This is a genomic window from Kitasatospora sp. NPDC004614, assembly GCF_042873675.1.
Taxonomy (GTDB): Bacteria; Actinomycetota; Actinomycetes; order Streptomycetales; family Streptomycetaceae; genus Kitasatospora.
The window spans coordinates 94,994-113,819 of the sequence record NZ_JBIALR010000013.1 but is presented as its reverse complement, the minus strand read 5'-3'; the positions used below and the strand labels follow the sequence as shown (position 1 = coordinate 113,819).

Here is an 18,826-nt window from a genome sequence, read left to right as displayed (position 1 = left end):
GTGGTTGGATGCGGTCGTGGCGGGAAGACCCGGAGGCGGGGCGACCCGGTGACGACCGACGGCAAGGGACCAACGTGAGGATCTTCCACCGCGCACGGCACCGTCCGTCGGCGACCTGGCGGCAGACCACCGACCGTGCGTTCACGCTGATCGGCGACGGCCGGTACGAGGACGCCGGGGCGCTGCTGGTGATGGCGGCCGACCTGGAGCCGTCGCTCTCCGACTCCTGGTTCAACCTGGCCCTGCTGCACAAGTTCCGCCGCGACTGGGAGCAGGCCCGCAGCGCCGGCCTGCGCGCGGTCGCGCTGCTGGACCGCCAGCACGGCGCCCCGGACTGGTGGAACCTCGGCATCACCGCCACCGCCCTGCAGGACTGGCCGCTGGCCCGTCGCGCCTGGCAGGCGTACGGGCTGCGGCTGCCCGGCGGGCCGGGCACGGACGGGCCGATCGAGCTCGACCTCGGCACCACGCCGGTGCGGCTGTCCCCGGACGGCGAGTCGGAGGTGGTGTGGGGCCGCCGGCTCGACCCGGCGCGGATCGAGGTGCTGTCCATCCCGCTGCCGTCCTCCGGCCGCCGCTGGGGCGAGGTGGTGCTGCACGACGGCTCCCCGCACGGCGAGCGGGTCGCCGACGGCGTCGCCTACCCGGTGTTCGACGAGATCGAGCTGTGGGCGCCGTCCCCGGTGCCGACCTGGGTGGTGCTGCTGCAGGCCGCCACCGCCGCCGACCGGGACGCGCTGGAGAAGACCGTCGCCGACGCCGGGTACGCCGCCGAGGACTGGACGTCCTCGGTGCGACTGCTGTGCCGTACCTGCTCAGAGTCCCGGATGGCCATCGACGACGGCCACACCGCGCACCACGACCCGCACGACGACGGCGACCCGCTGCACCCCGGCCACCTCAGCCACCTCAGCCAGGGTTCGGCCGGCGGCCCCTGGCAGATCGAACGCGAATGCGGCATCGCCGCGCCCGCCGGGCTGGTCCGCACCCTGCTGGAGCGCTGGGCCGCCGCCTCCCCGGCCACCCGCGCCTACCGGGACCTCGAAGAGGTGTGCTGATCCGCTGCTGACCGCCCCCAGCCCCAAGGGGGGCTGGGAGGTACCCCCACGCGCCACCGCGCCCCGTACTCTGGACCGGTACACCAGCCGGACGCGGACGGAGCGGAAGCAAGCGATGGCCGAGCACCACGACCACGAGCACGACGACGAGCAGCAGGAGACCGAGGTCCGGCTGGTCGGCGAGCTGCCCGACCCGAACAAGGGCACCGCCCGCCCGATCACCGTGGTCGGCAACCCGGTGCTGCACCGCGAGACGCAGACCGTCACCGCCTTCGACGACGACCTCGCCGCGCTCATCGACGACATGTTCCAGTCGATGTACGCCGCCGAGGGCGTCGGCCTGGCCGCCAACCAGATCGGCGTCGACCTGAAGGTCTTCGTCTACGACTGCCCCGACGACGAGGGTGTCCGCCACATCGGACACGTCGTCAACCCGGTGCTGGAGGAGCTCCCGGCCGGCCGCCGCAGCCTCGACGACGGCCAGGAGGGCTGCCTGTCGGTGCCCACCGCGTACCAGGAGCTCGCCCGCCCCGGCTACGCCGCCGTCAACGGCCAGGACAAGCACGGCAACCCGGTCCGGGTCGAGGGCACCGGCTTCTTCGCCCGCTGCCTCCAGCACGAGACCGACCACCTGTACGGCTACCTGTACATCGACCGGCTCTCCAAGCGCGACCGCAAGGACGCCCTGCGGCAGATGGCCGAGGGCACCCCCAAGTACGCCACCGTGCCGAACGCCTGACGTACTCCCGCCTCCGGAAGGGGGGTCGCGCCCACCGGCGCGGCCCCCCTTCCGGTATGTCCGGGTTCGGGCAGGTGTGTCGGGCCGGAGTGGCGCGGAAGCGGCGGCTAGTGTCCGCGACCAGACGCGACGGAACTCGGACGAGAGGCTGGCCGATGGGCAGGCTGCGGCGGACGGCGGCACACGCCGGAATGGTCTTACTGGTGGTGGCGGGGACCGGCGGGGGCTGGTCGGCCGGGGCCGGTCAGCAGAAACGTTTTGCCTATGAGGGAGTACCGGTCCGGCCACCCGCCGACCGGCCCCCGCCGCTGCTGGACCTGGCACCCGCCCCCCATGGCTGCCTGCGCCAGGACGTCAGCGCGGTCGACCCGGCGGCGCCGGACGGGGACCAGGACTGCCGCACACCACCGGTGCCGGGCCCGGCCCACGGGCTGCTGACCGAACCCGCCCGCCCCGCGCCCGTCCCCCCGTCCCCGCCGCGGCCGGCGCAGGACGCCGTCGCCCCCCATCAGGCCCCCGCGGCGACCGACAGCCAGAACGGCGCCCCGGACAACGCCCGCGACGGCGACGAGGACGACGGCCCGCGCACCGACGTCGTCGGCTACGCCTTCGACCGCTGCTCCGCACCACCGGACAGCGCGATGCAGACCTGGGCGGAGTCCTCCCCCTACCGCGCCGTCGGGGTGTACATCGGCGGGCCCTCGCAGGCCTGCGCCTCACCCGACCGCGACTGGGTGGACGCCCGGGCCACCGAAGGCTGGGGCTTCCTGCCGATCTACGTCGGCCACCAGGCCGCCCGCGGCCGCCTGCTGGTCGACGCCGACCAGGAAACCGCCCGCCAACAGGGCTCCGACGCCGCCGACGACGCCGTGCAGAAGGCCGAAGGACTGGGCTTCCAGCCCGGCGCGGTCCTCTACAGCGACATGGAGAACTACGAGTCCTCCGTCTACCGCGACCGCGTCCTCGCCTACCTGGCCGGCTGGACCGACCAGCTGCACGCCCACGGCTACCGCTCCGGCGTCTACACCGGCGCCGCCAGCGGCGTGCGGGACCTCGCCGGACGCTGGGACGACGACTCCTACCCGGAGCCCGACGTCCTCTGGGCCGCCGCCTGGAACTCCCACCACGACGTCACCGACGACGGCATGGGCCTGCCCGACGAAGGCCGGTTCACCGGCGGCCGGCGCGCCCACCAGTACCTGGGCGACACCACCGAGGAGTACGGCGGCGTCAGCATGGGCATCGACGCCAGCTACCTGGACGTCACCTCACCCGCCGGCGACGACGGCCGGCTGCGCCCCGGCGAGCGGCTCGCCGCCGGACGCAGCGCCGGCAACGACGAGGTGGAACTGACCATGCAGGACGACGGCGACCTCACCGTCCGGATGCGCGGCGACGGCCGGCTGCTGTGGTCGGCCGGCACCGGCGGCCACCCGGGCGCGTACGCCGTGCAGCAGGACGACGGCAACCTGGTGCTCTACGCCCCCGACGGCGGCCCCGGGGTGGGCGGCGCGCTGTGGGCCACCGGCACCTGGAACTGCCCGGGGGCATTCGCGACGCTGCAGGACGACGGCAACTTCGTGCTGTACCGGCGCGGAGGCGGCCCGGAGACCGGAGGCGCCGTGTGGGCCACCGCCACCTGGGGATTCTCCCCGCACTGAGCAGGGCCGCCCGCCCGAGGGCGGACAAAGGGCCTGGACGAGTGGTCACCTCCATCCACTACAGTCCCTGACGTCACATCAGGTCGGATACGACTCAGGGGTGGGAACCACATGAAGCGTCGTACAGCAGCACGGGCCGCGGCCGTCGTGCTCGCCGTCTCGGGACTGGCCACGGCCGTCCCCAACGCGTGGGCTGCGGACACGGCGGGCGCGGGGGCGGGCACCGGCGGGCAGGCCACCAAGCGGATCGACTACCAGGGTTTCCACGCCCAGGTGCCCGCCGACTGGCCGGTCGTCGACCTCGCCGCCGCGCCCGGCACCTGCGTCCGGCTCGACGTCAGCGCCGTCTACCTGGGCACCCCGAGCGGGGACCAGAACTGCCCGGCGCACCTCGCGCCCGGCCACGCCGACGGCCTGCTGATCCAGCCGGTGGAGAGCGGACGCGTCCAGGGCACCGTGGTGCCCGGGCAGCCGGTCGCGGCGGGCGTGCTGAAGGAGGCCGAGGCCGGCCACCAGATCCAGGCCAAGCTCGGCACCAGCGGGCTGCAGGTGACGGCCAGTTACGCCACCTCGGCCGACCGGGTCCGGCAGATCCTGGAGACCGCGAGCGTCGACGCCGGGGCCCGCGCGACCGCCGCGCCGTCCACCGCCAAGCCCGCCCTGGCCGGCACCGCCCCGCGCACCGACGTCGCCGGGTACGCCTTCGACCGCTGCGCCGCGCCGTCCGACACCACCATGTCGACCTGGGCCGCGAACTCCCCGTACCGGGCCGTCGGCGTGTACATCGGCGGGCCCTCGCAGGCCTGCGCCTCGCCGGTGAAGAGCTGGGTGGACGCCCGGAACGCCGAGGGCTGGGGCTTCCTGCCGATCTACGTCGGCCGCCAGGCCGCCCGCGGCAACCTGCTCGTCGACCCCGATGTGGCCGTCGCCCGCCAGCAGGGCTCCGACGCCGCCGACGACGCGATCGCCAAGGCCAACGGCCTCGGCTTCCAGCCCGGCGCGGTGCTCTACAACGACATGGAGAACTACGACTCCAGCGTCTACCGCGACCGGGTGGTCTCCTTCCTGGCCGGCTGGACGGCGCAGCTGCACAACAAGGGCTACCGCTCCGGCGTCTACGCCAGCGCCTCCAGCGGCGTCAAGGACCTCGCCGCCCGCTACACCGACAGCTCCTACCCGGAGCCCGACGTGCTGTGGGCCGCCGCCTGGAACTCGCACCACGACGTGACCGACGCCGGCATGGGCCTGACCACCCCCGGCCAGTGGATGCCCGGCCGCCGCGCCCACCAGTACGCCGGCGACGTCACCGAGACGTACGGCGGCATCGCCTTGGGCATCGACGCCAACTACCTGGACGTCACCTCGCCCGCCTCCGGCAACTCCCTGCAGCCCGGCCAGCGCCTCGCCCCCGGCCAGAGCATCAGCAGCAACGCGGTCACCCTGACCATGCAGACCGACGGCAACCTGGTCGCCAACCTGAACGTCGGCGGCGGCCGCCCGCTGTGGAGCAGCAACACCTACAGCAACGCCGGCGCGTACGCCGTCATGCAGGACGACGGCAACCTGGTCGTCTACCGCAGCAACGGCGGCCCCGGCAACGACGGCGCCCTGTGGGCCACCGGCACCTCGAGCGCTGGCGCGTACGCCACCGTGCAGGACGACGGCAACGTGGTGGTCTACCGCCGCGGCGGCGGTTCGGGCGCCGGCGGCGCGCTGTGGGCCACCGGCACCTCGGCGTTCGCGCCGAAGATCGGCTCCGGGCAGCGCCTGTACAGCAACCAGTGGACCCAGTCGGCGACCGTCCGGCTGGTCATGCAGGACGACGGCAACCTGGTGATGTACCGCCGCAGCGACAACGCCGCGATCTGGTCCACCAACACCTGGGGCAACGCCGGCGCGTACCTCTCCATGCAGCCCGACGGCAACATGGTGATCTACAAGGCGGGCAGCACCACCGCCGCCCTGTGGAGCACCAACTCCTACGGCAACACCGGGGCGTACGCCCTGCTCCAGGACGACGCCAACTTCGTGGTCTACACCCAGAACGGCAGCCCGAGCGCCGGCGGCGCGGTCTGGGCCAGCGGCACCTCGGGCCGCGGCTGACCCGCCGAGGTTTCTGAGAACGGCCGAGGGCCGCACCCCGTGGAAACGGGGTGCGGCCCTCGGCCGTGTACGGGGTGCGGCCCGGTTCCGGCCTAGAAGTCGTCGTCGAAGGAGACCGAGCCCTCGACGGCGACCTGGTACGCGGAGACCCGGCGCTCGAAGAAGTTGGTCAGCTCCTGGACGTTCTGCAGCTCCATGAACCCGAACGGGTTGGTCGAGCCGTAGCGGATCGGCAGGCCGAGGCGGGCCAGGCGCTGGTCGGCGACGGCCTCCAGGTACTGGCGCATCGAGGCGGTGTTCATGCCGGGCAGGCCGTCACCGCACAGGTCCTGGGCGAACTGGAGCTCGGCCTCGACGGCCTCCTCCAGCATCTCGGTGACCTGCTTGGCCATCTCGTCGTCGAAGAGGTCGGGCTCCTCCTCGCGGACGGTGTCGACCACCGAGAACGCGAAGTCCATGTGCATCGACTCGTCGCGGAACACCCAGTTGGTGCCGGTCGCCAGGCCGTGCAGCAGGCCGCGGCTGCGGAACCAGTACACGTAGGCGAACGCGCCGTAGAAGAACAGGCCCTCGACGCACGCCGCGAAGCAGATCAGGTTCAGCAGGAAGGCCCGCCGGTCGTCCTTGCTCTGCAGCGAGTCGATGTGGTCGACCGCGTTCATGTACTTGAAGCAGAACTGCGCCTTCTGCGCGATGGAGGGGATGTTCTCCACCGCGGCGAAGGCCGCGTTGCGGTCCTCCGGGTCGGGCAGGTAGGTGTCCAGCAGCGTCAAGTAGAACTGGACGTGCACGGCCTCCTCGAACAGCTGCCGCGACAGGTAGAGCCGCGCCTCCGGCGAGTTGATGTGCTTGTAGAGGCTCAGCACCACGTTGTTCGAGACGATCGAGTCACCGGTGGCGAAGAACGCGACCAGCCGGCCGATCATGTGCCGCTCGCCCTCGGAGAGCTTGGCGAGGTCGGCGACGTCGGAGTGCAGGTCCACCTCCTCGACGGTCCAGGTGTTCTTGATCGCGTCCCGGTACCGGTCGTAGAACGACGGGTAGCGCATCGGACGCAGCGTCAGCTCGAAGCCCGGGTCGAGCAGCATCTTCTTCTGGTCTTCGGAGCTCATTACTGGCACGCCTCGCAGGACTCGGGGTTCTCCAGGGAGCAGGCGATGGCGTCCTGCTCGGCCTGGCTGAGGGTCGGGGTCTGCACCGGCACGGGCGCGGCGGTGCGGGCGGCGCCCGACGCGGCCTGGGCGATCCGGGTCGCGGGGCGGGAGCGCAGGTAGTAGGTGGTCTTCAGACCGACCTTCCAGGCGTACGCGTACATCGAGGACAGCTTGCCGATGGTCGGCGCCGCCATGAACAGGTTCAGCGACTGGCTCTGGTCGATGTACGGCTGCCGGGCGGCGGCCAGGTCGATCAGCGCGCGCTGCGGCAGCTCCCACGCGGTGCGGTACAGCGAACGGACGTTCTCCGGCAGCCACTTGAAGTCCTGCACGGAGCCGTTGGCCTCGCGCAGCTCGTCCCGGGTCTGCTGGTCCCAGACGCCGAGCTCCTTCAGTTCGCGCACCAGGTACGGGTTGACCTGGAGGAACTCGCCGGACAGCGTCTCGCGCTTGAACAGGTTGGACACCTGCGGCTCGATGCACTCGTAGACGCCGGCGATGGACGCGATGGTCGCGGTCGGGGCGATCGCCAGCAGCAGCGAGTTGCGCAGACCGGTCTCGGCGATCCGGGCGCGCAGCGCGTCCCAGCGCTCGGTCCACTGCGGGGTGGCACCACCGCTGTGCTGGTCTTTAAAGAAATGGTCGATGTGCAGCTGGCCGCGGGCCGCGCGGGTCTCGCCGTACGCCTCGTGGCGGCCGAACTGCTCGGCCAGGTCCGCGGAGCGCTCGTACGCGGTGAGCATGATGCGCTCGGAGATCAGCGTGGAGAGCGCCTTCGCCTCGGCGGAGTCGAAGTCCAGCCGGAGCTTGAAGAAGACGTCCTGCAGGCCCATCACGCCCAGGCCGACCGGGCGCCAGCGGGAGTTGGACGTCCCGGCCTCGGTGGTCGGGTAGAAGTTGATGTCGATCACGCGGTCGAGGAAGGTGACCGCGGTGCGCACGGTGGCGTCCAGGCGGTCCCAGTCCATCGCGTTGATCAGGTCGTCCGCCGAGGCGCCTGGGGCGACGTGCGCGCCCAGGTTGACCGAGCCCAGGTTGCAGACTGCGGTCTCGGAGTCGTCGGTGACCTCCAGGATCTCGGTGCACAGGTTCGAGGAGTGCACCGTGCGGCCCGGCAGCGCGGTCTGGTTGGCGGCGCGGTTGGAGGCGTCCTTGAAGGTCATCCAGCCGTTGCCGGTCTGCGCCAGGGTGCGCATCATCCGGGCGTACAGGGTCTGCGCCGGGATGGTGCGGACGGCCTTGCCGGCCAGCTCGGCCTTGCGGTAGGCCTCGTCGAAGTCGGCGCCCCACAGGTCGACCAGCTCGGGGACGTCCGCCGGGGAGAACAGCGACCAGTCCTCGTTGGCGTTCACGCGGCGCATGAACTCGTCCGGGATCCAGTGCGCCAGGTTCAGGTTGTGGGTGCGGCGGGCCTCTTCGCCGGTGTTGTCGCGGAGCTCCAGGAACTCCTCGATGTCGGCGTGCCAGGTCTCCAGGTACACGCAGGCCGCGCCCTTGCGCCGTCCGCCCTGGTTGACCGCCGCCACGGAGGAGTCCAGGGTGCGCAGGAACGGGACGATGCCGTTCGACTTGCCGTTGGTGCCGCGGATCAGCGAGCCGCGGGAGCGGATCCGGGAGTAGGACAGGCCGATGCCGCCGGCGTGCTTGGACAGCCGGGCGATCTGCGCGTAGCGGTTGTAGATCGAGTCCAGGTTGTCCAGCGGCGAGTCCAGCAGGTAGCAGGAGGACATCTGCGGGTGCCGGGTGCCGGAGTTGAACAGCGTCGGGGAGCTGGTCAGGTACTCCAGGCGGCTCATCAGCTTGTAGAGCTCGGCCACCTCCAGCACCGACTGCTCGGAGTTGCCGACCGCCAGGCCCGCCGCCACGCGCAGCAGGAAGTGCTGCGGGGTCTCGACCACCTTGCGGGTGATCGGGTGGCGCAGCAGGTAGCGGGACTGCACGGTGCGCAGGCCGAAGTACTCGAAGCGGTCGTCGCCGGCGGCGTCGATCAGCGAGTCGAACAGCGCGGTGTGGGCGGCGACGAACTCGGCGGTCGCGTCGCCGATCAGGCCCTCGGCGTGGCCGACGGCGATCGAGGCGGAGAACGAGGTGACGCCCTGGGTGGCGGCCTCGTCGGCGATCTCCATCGCCAGCAGGCGGGCGGCCAGCTTCGAGTACTGCGGGTCCTCGGCGATCATCGACGCGGCGGCCTCCACGGCCAGCCCGCGCAGCTCGGCGAAGTCCGAGCCGGCGTGGCGGCCGCGCAGCGCGGCGGCGGCGACGTGGCCGGGGTCCACCTGGGGGAGGTCGGTGCTGCGGTCGGTGAGCAGCCGAAGCAGTGCCGCACCGGGGTCGGTGAAGGCGTCGGCGGAAGCCTGGGACGGCAGGGTGACTGAGGCGGCGACGGTCAAGGCGCACTCTCTCCTGTGGCGGCGGCGGACGTGGCTCAAGGTGTCCGGTGGCGCGCGTGCGGCAGGGGAGGACGGCACGCCGAAAACGCTCGATCGGCGCGCGAAAGACCCACCCCCGGCCCGCCCGCGAGGCCGGACGGCAAAACAGTGCTGCATGGCGTCTGCGGGGATGCCGTGTCGCACACCGTCGGTCAGGTCCTCGGACTGCGCGGGCGTTGCTACAGCCCGCTCACCGTTGCGGGGCAGTCCCGGATTCGCACCGGGTTCCCCTGCTTCGACAGCGAGGTCGAGCATACATGTTGTGGCGGCTGGAGCTGGCGGCACCAGATGTAGTAGCGCGTGTCGCGTTGGAGGTGCCGCGCGTAGACAACGGAAACCGCGCCGGAGCCGCCTCGGAACGGCCGCAGAACCGCCGCAGAACCGCCTCAGAACCGCATCGTGTAGACCATCAGGTCCACGCCCGGGGCCGCCTCCCAGTCCCGTCCGGGGGTGCGGAGGAAGCCCAGAGCATCGTAGATCCGGTGCGCCGCGGTCATCTCCGGCCGGGTGGAGAACGCCATCCCGGCCAGTCCGAGTTCCCGGCTGCGGTCCATCGCCGCGCGGACCAGCGCCCGTCCGACGCCGCGCCCGCGGGCGGCCGCGCCGACCGCCAGCATCCGGATCTCGCCCTCGTCCGGGAGCGCGACGTCCGCCCAGGGGGTGCCGCCTGCGGCGAACGTCACGCAGCCGAGGACCGTCCCGTCGCCGTCGACGGCGACCAGCAGCTCGGCCTCCCGGTTGCGGCGTGCGGTGTCCCTCAGCAGTTCGACGTAGCCGGACGCGGGGTCGGTGTGGCCGTCGCCGACGAAGGCTTCGATGCTGACCTCCCCGGCTCCGGCGAGGTCGTGGTCGAGGGCGCGGCGGACGATCGGGGAGTGCATCCGGACAGTGTGCCGGACCGCGTCCGGCGCGGGTCGGCCAGGTCCGGGTCGAAGGGGTAGCCGGTCGGGCGGTGCCGTTCGGGCCGGCCCGGGCGGCCGTTGCGGTTCAGGTCGCGGCCGACCAGAACGCCGAGGAGTCCGAAGCTGCCGATGAGGCCCAGCAGGGCGAGCGCGGAGGTCATGGCCCCACTCTCCGCGCCGCGGCACCCCGTCACGAGTGGCAGGAACGCAGCATTGCCACGAAATCCTGCCACTGCCATGCTGGACGGATGCTGAGGAACGTCGCGGTGATCGTGCTGGAGGAGATCCACCCCTTCGAACTGGGCGTGGCCTGCGAGGTGTTCGGCCTGGACCGCAGCGACACCGGCCTGCCGGTGTACGAGTTCGGCCTGGTCGGCGACCGGCCCGGCCCGATGCGCACCCACGCCGGCTTCGACGTCCACGTGCCGTACGGCCCGGAGCGGCTCGCCGAGGCGGACCTGGTGATCGCCACCGCCACCGGCATCCGCGACCACTACCCCGAGGCGCTCTGCGAGGCCCTGCGGGCCGCCCACGCGCGCGGCGCCCATACGCTGTCGATCTGCTCCGGCAGCTTCCTGCTCGGCGCCGCCGGCCTGCTCGACGGCCGCCGCAGCACCACCCACTGGCGGTACGCCGACGTGCTGGCCGAGCGCTTCCCGCTGACCACCGTCGAACCCGACGTGCTGTACGTGGACGACGACCCGGTGATCACCTCGGCCGGCACCGCCGCCGGCATCGACGCCTGCCTGCACCTGGTGCGCAAGGTGCAGGGCGCCGAGGTGGCCCGGGAGATCGCCCGCCGGATGGTGGTCGCCCCGCACCGCGACGGCGGGCAGGCGCAGTTCGTCACCCGCCCGCTGCCCGAGGGCGACGGCGAGTCACTGGCCGGGACGCTGGAGTGGATGCGCCACCGCCTCGACCGGGAGACCAGCGTGGACGACCTCGCCCGGCACGCCCACATGTCCCCGCGCACCTTCGCCCGGCGCTTCCAGCAGGAGACCGGCACCACTCCGCACCGCTGGCTGACCGGCCAGCGGGTGCTGTTCGCGCAGCGCCTGCTGGAGTCCACCGACGAGAGCGTGGACGCGGTCGCCGCCCGCTGCGGCTTCGGTAACGCCGCCACCCTGCGGCACCACTTCGGCCGCCGCCTCGGCACCACCCCGCAGGCCTACCGGCGGGCCTTCGGCGGGCCCGGCGGCCTCGGGCGGGCTGCCGAGCGGCAGCCCGCCTGACGGCCGCTCAGGACAGGTGCGAGGTCTGGTTCCAGCCGGACGGCCGCAGCCGGCCCTCGCGGGCCCGCCACAGGCTGGTCGAGCAGTTGCCCACCGGCGGCAGCGCCAGCAGCTCCTCCTCGCCCAGCCGGTCCAGCACGTGACGCAGCATCAGCACCGTGCAGTCGTGGGCGACCAGCAGCACCGGCCGGCCGGCCTCCTCCTCGTTCAGGTCGCGCAGCAGGCCGCGCACCCGCAGCGCCACGTCCAGCCAGGACTCGCCGCCGGGCGGCCGGTAGTACAGCTCGCCCATCCGCCGTCGGCGCTCCGCCTCGGCGGGGTGGTCGCGTTCGATGGCGGCCTTGGTGAGCATCTCCAGCACGCCCAGCTCGCGGTCGCGCAGCCGCTCGTCGTAGCGGATCGGCAGGCCCACCGGGACGGCGCCCAGCCCGGACGCCTGGGCGAGGGCGATTCTCGCGGTCTCCGCGGTGCGCACGTACGGGGAGCACCACACCGAGCGGGGGCGGTCGGCGGGCGGCAGGGCGGCCCACCAGCGGCCCAGGTCCTGGGCCTGGGCCTGGCCGCGCAGGGAGAGCGGGATGTCGGCGTCGCGGCAAGTGATCGGGACGGTCAGGGCACCGGTGGAGTCCGCGTGCCGGAACTCCACGTTGGCGGTGGACTCGCCGTGCCGGGTGGCGATCAGGACCGACGGCAGCCGCCGTCCGCCGTCGGCCTGGGTGCGGTGCCCGTTGCGTACCGTGGTGAGGTCGGTCATGGCGGTGGCTCCCCGTTGTCGGTGCTGCCTCGGTGGTGCTCGTCTCTCCCGTGTCTCTCCCGAAAAGGGCGGTCATAACAGATGATCGCGCCGTCACCCCAGTGTCGATCGAGGCAACGGCGCGACCCAAGGGCGCAAACGGGGGCGGGTTGCGCCCCCGCACGCGTCAGTGCGCCAGCGTGGGCTGCGGGGCACGCTCCACAGCCTCGTCACCGGCCTCCGCGGAGTAGTCGGCCTTCGAGGTCTCGTCGACGCCCTCCGGGGCCTTCAGGGCCCGCAGCACCAGCGTCAGCACCACCGCGACGAGCAGGTTCAGCACGAACCCGGTCAGGCCGATGTAGCCGATCTCGCCGATCACCGGGATCTTCGCGGCCGACCCGCCGAAGTGCTTGGTGGCCGGCGAGGACACCCCGTACGCCCGCCAGGTGCCGTAGATCATGCCGGTCGCCCAGCCCGCCAGCAGCGCCCAGCGGTGGAACCACCGGGTGAACAGGCCCGCCACCAGCGCCACGGCGGTCTGCAGGATCCACACGCCGCCCAGCAGCTGCATGTTGATCGCCGCCTGCTTGTCCATCACCAGCACGAACGCCAGCGCGCCGACCTTCACCAGCAGCGAGGCGATCTTCGCCACCCGGGTCTCGTCGGCCGGCGTCGCGTCCGGCTTCAGGAACTCCTTGTAGACGTTGCGGGTGAACAGGTTCGCCGCCGCGATCGACATGATCGCGGCGGGCACCAGCGCGCCCACCCCGATCGCCGCGAACGCCACCCCGGTGAACCAGCTCGGGAACATGTCCGCGAACAGCTGCGGAACGGCCAGCTGGGCGTTGAAGTGCTTGTCGCCCTTGCTCACCCCCGCGGCGATCGCCATGAAGCCCAGCAGCGCCAGCAGACCCAGCATCAGCGAGTACGTCGGCAGGATCGCCATGTTGCGGCGCACCGTGTTGCGGGACTTCGCCGCCAGCACGCCCGTCACCGAGTGCGGGTACATGAACAGCGCCAGCGCCGACCCGAACGCCAGCGTCGCGTACGACCACTGCCCGGCCGGCCCGACGAGCATCGACCCCGGGGCCTTGCCGGTCACCGGATCGGGCTGGAACTTGTGCGCCGCCGCGTCGAAGATGTGCCCGTAGCCGCCCAGCCGCATCGGAATGTAGATCACCGCGACCAGGATCACCACGTACACCAGGGTGTCCTTGACGAAGGCGATCAGCGCCGGCGCCCGCAGGCCCGACGAGTACGTGTACGCCGCCAGCACGCCGAACGCCAGGAACAGCGGCAGGTCCTTCAGGAACCAGTTCCCGGTGCCGCCCACGCCCAGCACGTCCAGTACGGCCTGGATGCCCACCAGCTGCAGCGCCACGTACGGCATGGTCGCCAGGATGCCGGTCAGCGCCACCGCCGCCGACAGCCCGCGCGACCCGTACCGTCCGCGCACGAAGTCCGCCGGCGTCACATAGCCGTGCACCCGCGACACCGACCACAGCCGGGGCAGGATCAGGAACACCAGCGGGTACGCGATGATCGTGTACGGCACCGCGAAGAAGCCCGCCGCGCCCGCGCTGTAGACCAGGGCCGGCACCGCGATGAACGTGTACGCGGTGTACAGGTCGCCGCCCAGCAGGAACCAGGTGATCCAGGTGCCGAAACTGCGGCCGCCCAGACCCCACTCGTGCAGGTGCTCCGCGTTGTCCGCCCGGCGCCAGCGCGCGGCCAGGAAGCCCATCACGGTGACCGCGGCGAAGAACAGCAGGAAGACCGTCATCGCGGTCCAGTCCACGTGCTTCACAGCTGCTCACCCCCGTCCGGCTGGGCGGGCACGGGGAGCGGCCCGGCCGAGGCGGCGGCCTTGCGGGCCGCCTCGTCACGGCGCAGCAGCAGGTACGCGGAGGTGGTGAACACCGCCGACAGCGGCACCCACATCAGCTGGTACCAGTAGAAGAACGGCATACCGCCGAGCGCCGGGTCGGTCTTGCTGTACGACGGCACCCACAGCACCACCACGATCGGCACCAGCAGGCACAGGCCGGCCAGCACCCGGGCGGGGGAAACCGCGGGCAGTGCGCCCGCGGATGGCGTTTGAGACGACACGAGCGGCTCCCGGATGACGAGGAGTCACCTCACTGGCACCGCACCGCACATTGCTGTACGTCCGCCGGGCAGCACCTTCGGTGATCGAAAGGTCTCCGCGAGAGTAGGGCAGGGGAGTGACTTGTGTCACTACCCTGTCAACTTCGTGTTACGCCGCGCCTATGCGGGCCGCTGCAGCCTGGTCGTGAACTTGTACCGGTCCCCGCGGTAGATCGACCGCACCCACTCCACCGGCGCGCCGTCCGCGTCGAAGGAGTGCCGGGACAGCTGGAGCATCGGCAGGCCCAGGTCGGAGCCGAGCAGGCCGGCCTCGCGCGGGTTGGCGAGGGTGGTCTCGATGGTCTCCTCGGCCTCGGCGACCGTCACCCCGTAGACCTCGCGCAGCGCGGTGTAGAGCGAGTTGTGCTTGGCGAGGTTGCGGCGGAGCGCGGGGAAGCGCTTGGCCGACAGGTGCGCCACCTCGATCGCCATCGGGTCGCCGTTCGCGAGCCGGAGGCGCTCGATCCGCAGGACGCGCCCGCCGGGCTTGATGTCCAGCAGCGGGGCGAGCCGCTCGTCCGCGGAGATGTACGCGACCTCGACCAGGCGGGAGGTCGGCTCCATGCCCTGGGCGCGCATGTCCTCGGTGTAGGAGGTCAGTTGCAGCGCCTGCGCGACCTTCGGCTTGGCGACGAAGGTGCCCTTGCCCTGGATGCGCTCCAGCCGGCCCTCGACCACGAGTTCCTGCAGTGCCTGCCGGACGGTGGTGCGGGAGGTGTCGAACTGGGCGGCCAGTGCCCGCTCCGGGGGCACCGGGGTGCCGGCCGGCTGGGTCTCGGTCAGCTGCAGCAGGTGCCGCTTCAGGCCGTAGTACTTCGGTACCCGGGCCGTGGTGGTGGCAGGGCCGGTCTGGATCGGCACCGTGGAGCCCTCGGCGAGCGCCGAATCCCTGTCGCCACTCATGGCAGCTCTCACTCCTCGTTGGAGACGGGTCCTTAAGGGACCCCTAAGTCCTATGTAACAGCACATGTTTGCACGCACGGGTGAGCAAGCGGGAGCACCTGCGGGCAAACCGGCATGCGACGGGCCCGGAACGGAGCGACTGGCGTCCGGCCCGGGCCCGTACCCGAGTGTCTCAGCCCGCGGTCGCCGCGGTCACCGCGAGTCCGGCCAGCGCCTCGGCCGCGGCTGTCCCGCCGACCCGCGAACCGCCGTACGTGGCAAGGGTGGTGACGCCGAGCGGGGCGAACAGCCCGGACAGCCCGTGGGCGGTGCCGATCTCCACCACGACCGCGTCGGGGCGGTGCTCCACCAGGGCGAGCGCGGCCCGGCGCATCCAGGAGTGACGGTGCACGTCGCGCACCACCAGCACCAGCGGACGGCCGATCGCGGCGCCGAGCAGCGGGGCGGTGTCGATCTCGGCGTCCTCGGCGGCGACCGCCACGTGCAGCAGGCCGGAGCCCTCGGTGACGGTGGCCGGCGGGGAGACCCGGCTGGAGGTGGTGCCGGGGATCAGCTCGGTCAGCGGACCGGCCACGCCCCACGGGGTGTCCTCGCCGGCCGCGATGTTCGCGCCGGGGGAGAACTCGACCACGTGCGGCACGCCGTTCAGCGGGCGGAGTTCGCCCGTGATCCGCAGCGCTCGGCGGGCGGCGGCCAGGCCGACGCCGGCCTCGCCCCGCTGTCCGAGCTGCGAGGCCCGCAGGGCGGCGGACCAGCGGGCCACCGCGCGGTTGCGCTCGGCGGCCTCGTGCAGCCGTTCGGCCGGCAGCCGGCCCTCGCGGACCGCCCACACCAGCGCGTCGCGCAGGTACACGAAGGCGTCCTCGTCGTGCAGGCCGCCGCCGACGCAGATGGTGTCGGCACCGGCCGCGACGGCCCGCACCGAGCCGGCCGCGACGCCGTGGGTGCCGGAGATGGCGCCCATCTCGATGCCGTCGGTGACGATCAGTCCGTCGAAGCCCAGCTCCTCGCGGAGCAGCCCGGTGAGGATGCGCTGCGACATGGTGGCGGGCAGCTGGGCGTCGTAGGCGTCGAACAGGATGTGCGCGGTCATGATGCTCTTCACGCCGGCCGCGATGGCGGCCTTGAAGGGCAGCAGGTGCTGGCCGAACTGCTCGGCGGCCAGGTCGATCCGGGGCAGTCCGAGGTGCGAGTCGCCGGCCGTGTCGCCGTGGCCGGGGAAGTGCTTGGCGCAGGCCGCGACGCCGGCGGACTGCAGGCCGCGGACGTACGCGGCGGTGTGACGGGCCGCCAGTTCGCCGTCGCCGCCGAAGGACCGGACGCCGATGACCGGGTTGTCCGGGTTGGAGTTGACGTCCGCGTCGGGCGCGTAGTTGAGGTTGACGCCGACGCCGGCCAGGTCGAACCCGATGGAGCGGGCGACCCGCTCGGTGAGGTCGGTGTCGTCGACCTCACCGAGCGCCAGGTTGCCGGGGTAGGAGGACCCGCTGGTCACTTCGAGGCGGGTGACGTCGCCGCCCTCCTCGTCGGTGGCGATCAGCAGGTCGCCGTTGAGCGCGTACATCTCACCGGTCAGCGCGGCGACCTGCTGCGGGGTGCGGATGTTGCGGCCGAACAGGGCGACGCCGCCGAGTTCGCCGTCGCCCAGTCTGCGGCGCAGCCACTCGGGTGCGGTCAGACCGGCGAAGCCGGGCTGCAGGACCGCTCCGGCGTCGCGCAGGAGTTCGGCGCTTTCCGTACCGGGCATCGCCATGGTTCCTTCCCTGGGGGTGGAGGTGCTTCAGGTGCGATTGGGGTGAGGAAGGGACCTTAGCCCTTGACCGCACCGGCGGTGAGACCCGCCGACACCTTCTTCTGGAAGAACACGAACAGGATGATGACGGGCAGCGAGACCAGCAGACCGCCGGCCATCTGCGCGCCGTAGTCCGCACCCCGGGTGGGGGTGGTGGAGTAGAAGGTCAGCCACATCATCGAGGTGTGAGCCTTGCTGCTGCCCAGCAGCACGTTGGCGACGATGAACTCGTTCCACGCCTGGATCCAGCTGTAGACACCGGTGGTGATCAGGCCGGGCAGGGTGAGCGGCAGGATGATGCGGAAGAACGCGCCCCACTGGGTGCAGCCGTCGACCATGGCGGCCTCGTCCAGCTCCGCCGGGATGTTCACGATGAACGAGCGCAGCGTCCAGACCACGTACGGCACGGTGAAGACCAGGTACGCGATGATCACACCGAACAGGGCGTTGGTCAGCCCGGCGTTGTTCATCACCACGAACAGCGGAATGATGATCGCCAGCAGCGGCACCATCTGGACGACCAGCATGGTGATGATGAAGAAGTTGCGGCCGCGGAAGTTGAACCGGGCCACGGCGACGGCGGCGAGGAAGCCGACCACCACGCCGAGCGCCACCGCGCCGAGGGTGAGGATCAGGGTGTTCTGCAGCGACGGCAGGAACTCGGGGTCGTCGAAGATCGTCTTGTAGCTCTCGAACGAGAAGGTCGAGGGCCAGAAGGTCGGGTCCTGGGCGATCAGGTCCTTGTTCGTCTTGAACGTGGTGATGATCATCCAGTAGATCGGGAAGGCCATCACCACGGCGACGCCGATGGCGAGGATGTTCCAGAACCAGGTCATCACCGGGCTGCGGCCGACGGTGCGGGCCTTGACCTTCTTCTTCGGCTTGGCGGCCTCGGGCGCCAGCGGCGGCCCGGACGGGTGCGTCGTCGTCGCGGTCATCGCTCGTTGGCTCCGATCTTGAGCATCTGGCGGATGTAGAACACGAGTACCGCCAGCATCATGACGATCATGATGATCGAGATCACCGAGCTCTCGCTGTAGCGCGAGCGGACGATGCCGTTCATGTACAGGTAGATGCCGATGGTCCAGTAGCCGGGCTCGGGCGAGGAGTTGCGCAGCGCGAAGATCTGCGCGAAGACCTGGAAGTCCCAGATGAAGCTGAGCGCGGCGGAGATCATCAGGAACGGCTTGATGACCGGGAGGGTCACGTGCCGGAAGACCTGGAGGTTGTTGGCGCCGTCCAGCCGGGCGGCTTCGGTCAGCTCCGGCGGCACCTGGGTGAGCGCGGCGTACAGGCCGAGGACCAGGAACGGCAGCGCGCCCCAGATGATGACCGCGGCGCCGACCACGAACAGGCCGACGGTCGGGTCGGCGAACCAGTCGTAGTGCTTCCAGGACTCGTCACCGGTGACCAGGAAGGCCAGGTAGTCGACCACACCGCCGTTGGCGGAGAACAGCCAGCGGAACACCTGGCCGTTGACCAGCGCCGGGATCGCCCAGACGAACATCATCACGGTGATGACGGTGACCCGGACCCAGTTGGACACCCGGTTCAGGAGCAGCGCGATCGCCATGCCCAGCACCAGCGAGAGGATGACCAGCTCGGCGGTGAAGTAGATCGAGCGGAGCACGACCTCCCAGAACTGGTCGTCCCCGAGGATCTTGCTGAAGCCCTCGAAGCCGATGTACTTCGCCATCTCGGGGTGCGCCAGCAGCGCGTACCGGTTGACGTTCTGGAACGACAGGTCGAACAGTCTGAACAGCGGATACGCCAGAACGCCCACCAGTACGACGACGGCGGGCAGCAGAAGCGTGTAGGGGATGTACTGGCCGGCCGCGAAGAATCCGCGGCGCTGCGGCTTCCCCGCCGGGGCAGGTCCCGACTTTTCGGACCGGGTCACGGTCTCGTTGGTGGTCACACTCATCAGGGTCCTTCCCGGGCCCGCGGGTTCTGGTCGGTCCTGGCGCACGGG

15 protein-coding genes and 1 riboswitch are annotated in these 18,826 nt (G+C 71.5%); of the genes, 5 read left to right on the top strand and 10 right to left on the bottom strand.

Features of this window, described 5'->3' with window-relative positions; translation table 11 throughout:
• Positions 1-74: 74 nt before the first annotated feature.
• From ACFYST_RS24880 to ACFYST_RS24865, 4 genes are all read left to right on the top strand, one after another.
• Positions 75-1,058 (top strand): tetratricopeptide repeat protein, encoded by a 984-nt coding sequence (locus ACFYST_RS24880; protein WP_387637468.1) that lies wholly within the window; start codon positions 75-77, stop codon positions 1,056-1,058.
• A gap of 115 nt (positions 1,059-1,173) precedes the next feature.
• Positions 1,174-1,797: a peptide deformylase gene (gene def / locus ACFYST_RS24875; RefSeq protein WP_387637465.1), complete on the top strand. Its 624-nt coding sequence runs from the start codon at positions 1,174-1,176 to the stop codon at positions 1,795-1,797.
• 203 nt (positions 1,798-2,000) lie between these two features.
• The gene (locus ACFYST_RS24870; protein WP_387865548.1) at positions 2,001-3,458 is read left to right on the top strand and encodes a glycoside hydrolase domain-containing protein; all 1,458 of its coding nucleotides are present in this window, start codon (positions 2,001-2,003) and stop codon (positions 3,456-3,458) included.
• Between the two features lie 111 nt (positions 3,459-3,569).
• The gene (locus tag ACFYST_RS24865) at positions 3,570-5,561 is read left to right on the top strand and encodes a glycoside hydrolase domain-containing protein (protein ID WP_387865545.1); all 1,992 of its coding nucleotides are present in this window, start codon (positions 3,570-3,572) and stop codon (positions 5,559-5,561) included.
• A 92-nt stretch (positions 5,562-5,653) separates the two neighbouring features.
• Here ACFYST_RS24865 and ACFYST_RS24860 read toward each other — a convergent pair whose 3' ends face one another.
• The 3 genes from ACFYST_RS24860 to ACFYST_RS24850 all read right to left on the bottom strand — a co-directional run bounded on the left by ACFYST_RS24860 (position 5,654) and on the right by ACFYST_RS24850 (position 10,025).
• Positions 5,654-6,673 (bottom strand): ribonucleotide-diphosphate reductase subunit beta, encoded by a 1,020-nt coding sequence (locus tag ACFYST_RS24860; RefSeq protein WP_387637459.1) that lies wholly within the window; start codon positions 6,671-6,673, stop codon positions 5,654-5,656.
• A complete protein-coding gene (locus tag ACFYST_RS24855; protein ID WP_387865542.1) occupies positions 6,673-9,105 on the bottom strand; it encodes a ribonucleoside-diphosphate reductase subunit alpha in 2,433 nt (810 codons plus the stop codon). Before ACFYST_RS24855 ends, ACFYST_RS24860 begins: the two co-directional genes overlap by 1 nt.
• A gap of 172 nt (positions 9,106-9,277) precedes the next feature.
• Positions 9,278-9,410, bottom strand: a riboswitch (cobalamin riboswitch).
• A 120-nt stretch (positions 9,411-9,530) separates the two neighbouring features.
• Positions 9,531-10,025, bottom strand: a complete 495-nt coding sequence (locus tag ACFYST_RS24850; RefSeq protein ID WP_387637454.1) for a GNAT family N-acetyltransferase — start codon at positions 10,023-10,025, stop codon at positions 9,531-9,533.
• Positions 10,026-10,294: 269 nt separating this feature from the next.
• On the opposite strand from ACFYST_RS24850, the gene ACFYST_RS24845 reads away from it, so the two are divergent.
• On the top strand, positions 10,295-11,278 hold the full coding sequence (locus ACFYST_RS24845) for a helix-turn-helix domain-containing protein (RefSeq protein WP_387637451.1): 984 nt from the start codon (positions 10,295-10,297) through the stop codon (positions 11,276-11,278).
• 7 nt (positions 11,279-11,285) lie between these two features.
• On the opposite strand, the gene ACFYST_RS24840 is transcribed toward ACFYST_RS24845, so the two are convergent.
• From ACFYST_RS24840 to ACFYST_RS24810, 7 genes are all read right to left on the bottom strand, one after another.
• Positions 11,286-12,032, bottom strand: a complete 747-nt coding sequence (locus ACFYST_RS24840; protein WP_387637448.1) for a histidine phosphatase family protein — start codon at positions 12,030-12,032, stop codon at positions 11,286-11,288.
• A gap of 166 nt (positions 12,033-12,198) precedes the next feature.
• Complete coding sequence (gene mctP / locus ACFYST_RS24835; protein WP_387865674.1) at positions 12,199-13,794, bottom strand: monocarboxylate uptake permease MctP; 1,596 nt, start codon at positions 13,792-13,794, stop codon at positions 12,199-12,201.
• Between the two features lie 20 nt (positions 13,795-13,814).
• Entirely contained in the window at positions 13,815-14,120 is a 306-nt protein-coding gene (locus tag ACFYST_RS24830) for a DUF3311 domain-containing protein (protein WP_387637446.1), read from the bottom strand.
• A 159-nt stretch (positions 14,121-14,279) separates the two neighbouring features.
• The gene (locus ACFYST_RS24825; RefSeq protein WP_387637443.1) at positions 14,280-15,062 is read right to left on the bottom strand and encodes a GntR family transcriptional regulator; all 783 of its coding nucleotides are present in this window, start codon (positions 15,060-15,062) and stop codon (positions 14,280-14,282) included.
• A 172-nt stretch (positions 15,063-15,234) separates the two neighbouring features.
• The gene (locus ACFYST_RS24820) at positions 15,235-16,809 is read right to left on the bottom strand and encodes a glycoside hydrolase family 3 protein (protein ID WP_387865539.1); all 1,575 of its coding nucleotides are present in this window, start codon (positions 16,807-16,809) and stop codon (positions 15,235-15,237) included.
• A 62-nt stretch (positions 16,810-16,871) separates the two neighbouring features.
• Entirely contained in the window at positions 16,872-17,792 is a 921-nt protein-coding gene (locus ACFYST_RS24815; protein WP_387637438.1) for a carbohydrate ABC transporter permease, read from the bottom strand.
• Positions 17,789-18,778 carry a carbohydrate ABC transporter permease gene (locus ACFYST_RS24810; protein WP_387637432.1) on the bottom strand — a complete coding sequence of 330 codons (990 nt, stop codon included), beginning with the start codon at positions 18,776-18,778 and terminating at the stop codon, positions 17,789-17,791. The genes ACFYST_RS24815 and ACFYST_RS24810 overlap by 4 nt, the downstream gene beginning before the upstream one ends.
• Positions 18,779-18,826: the final 48 nt, after the last annotated feature.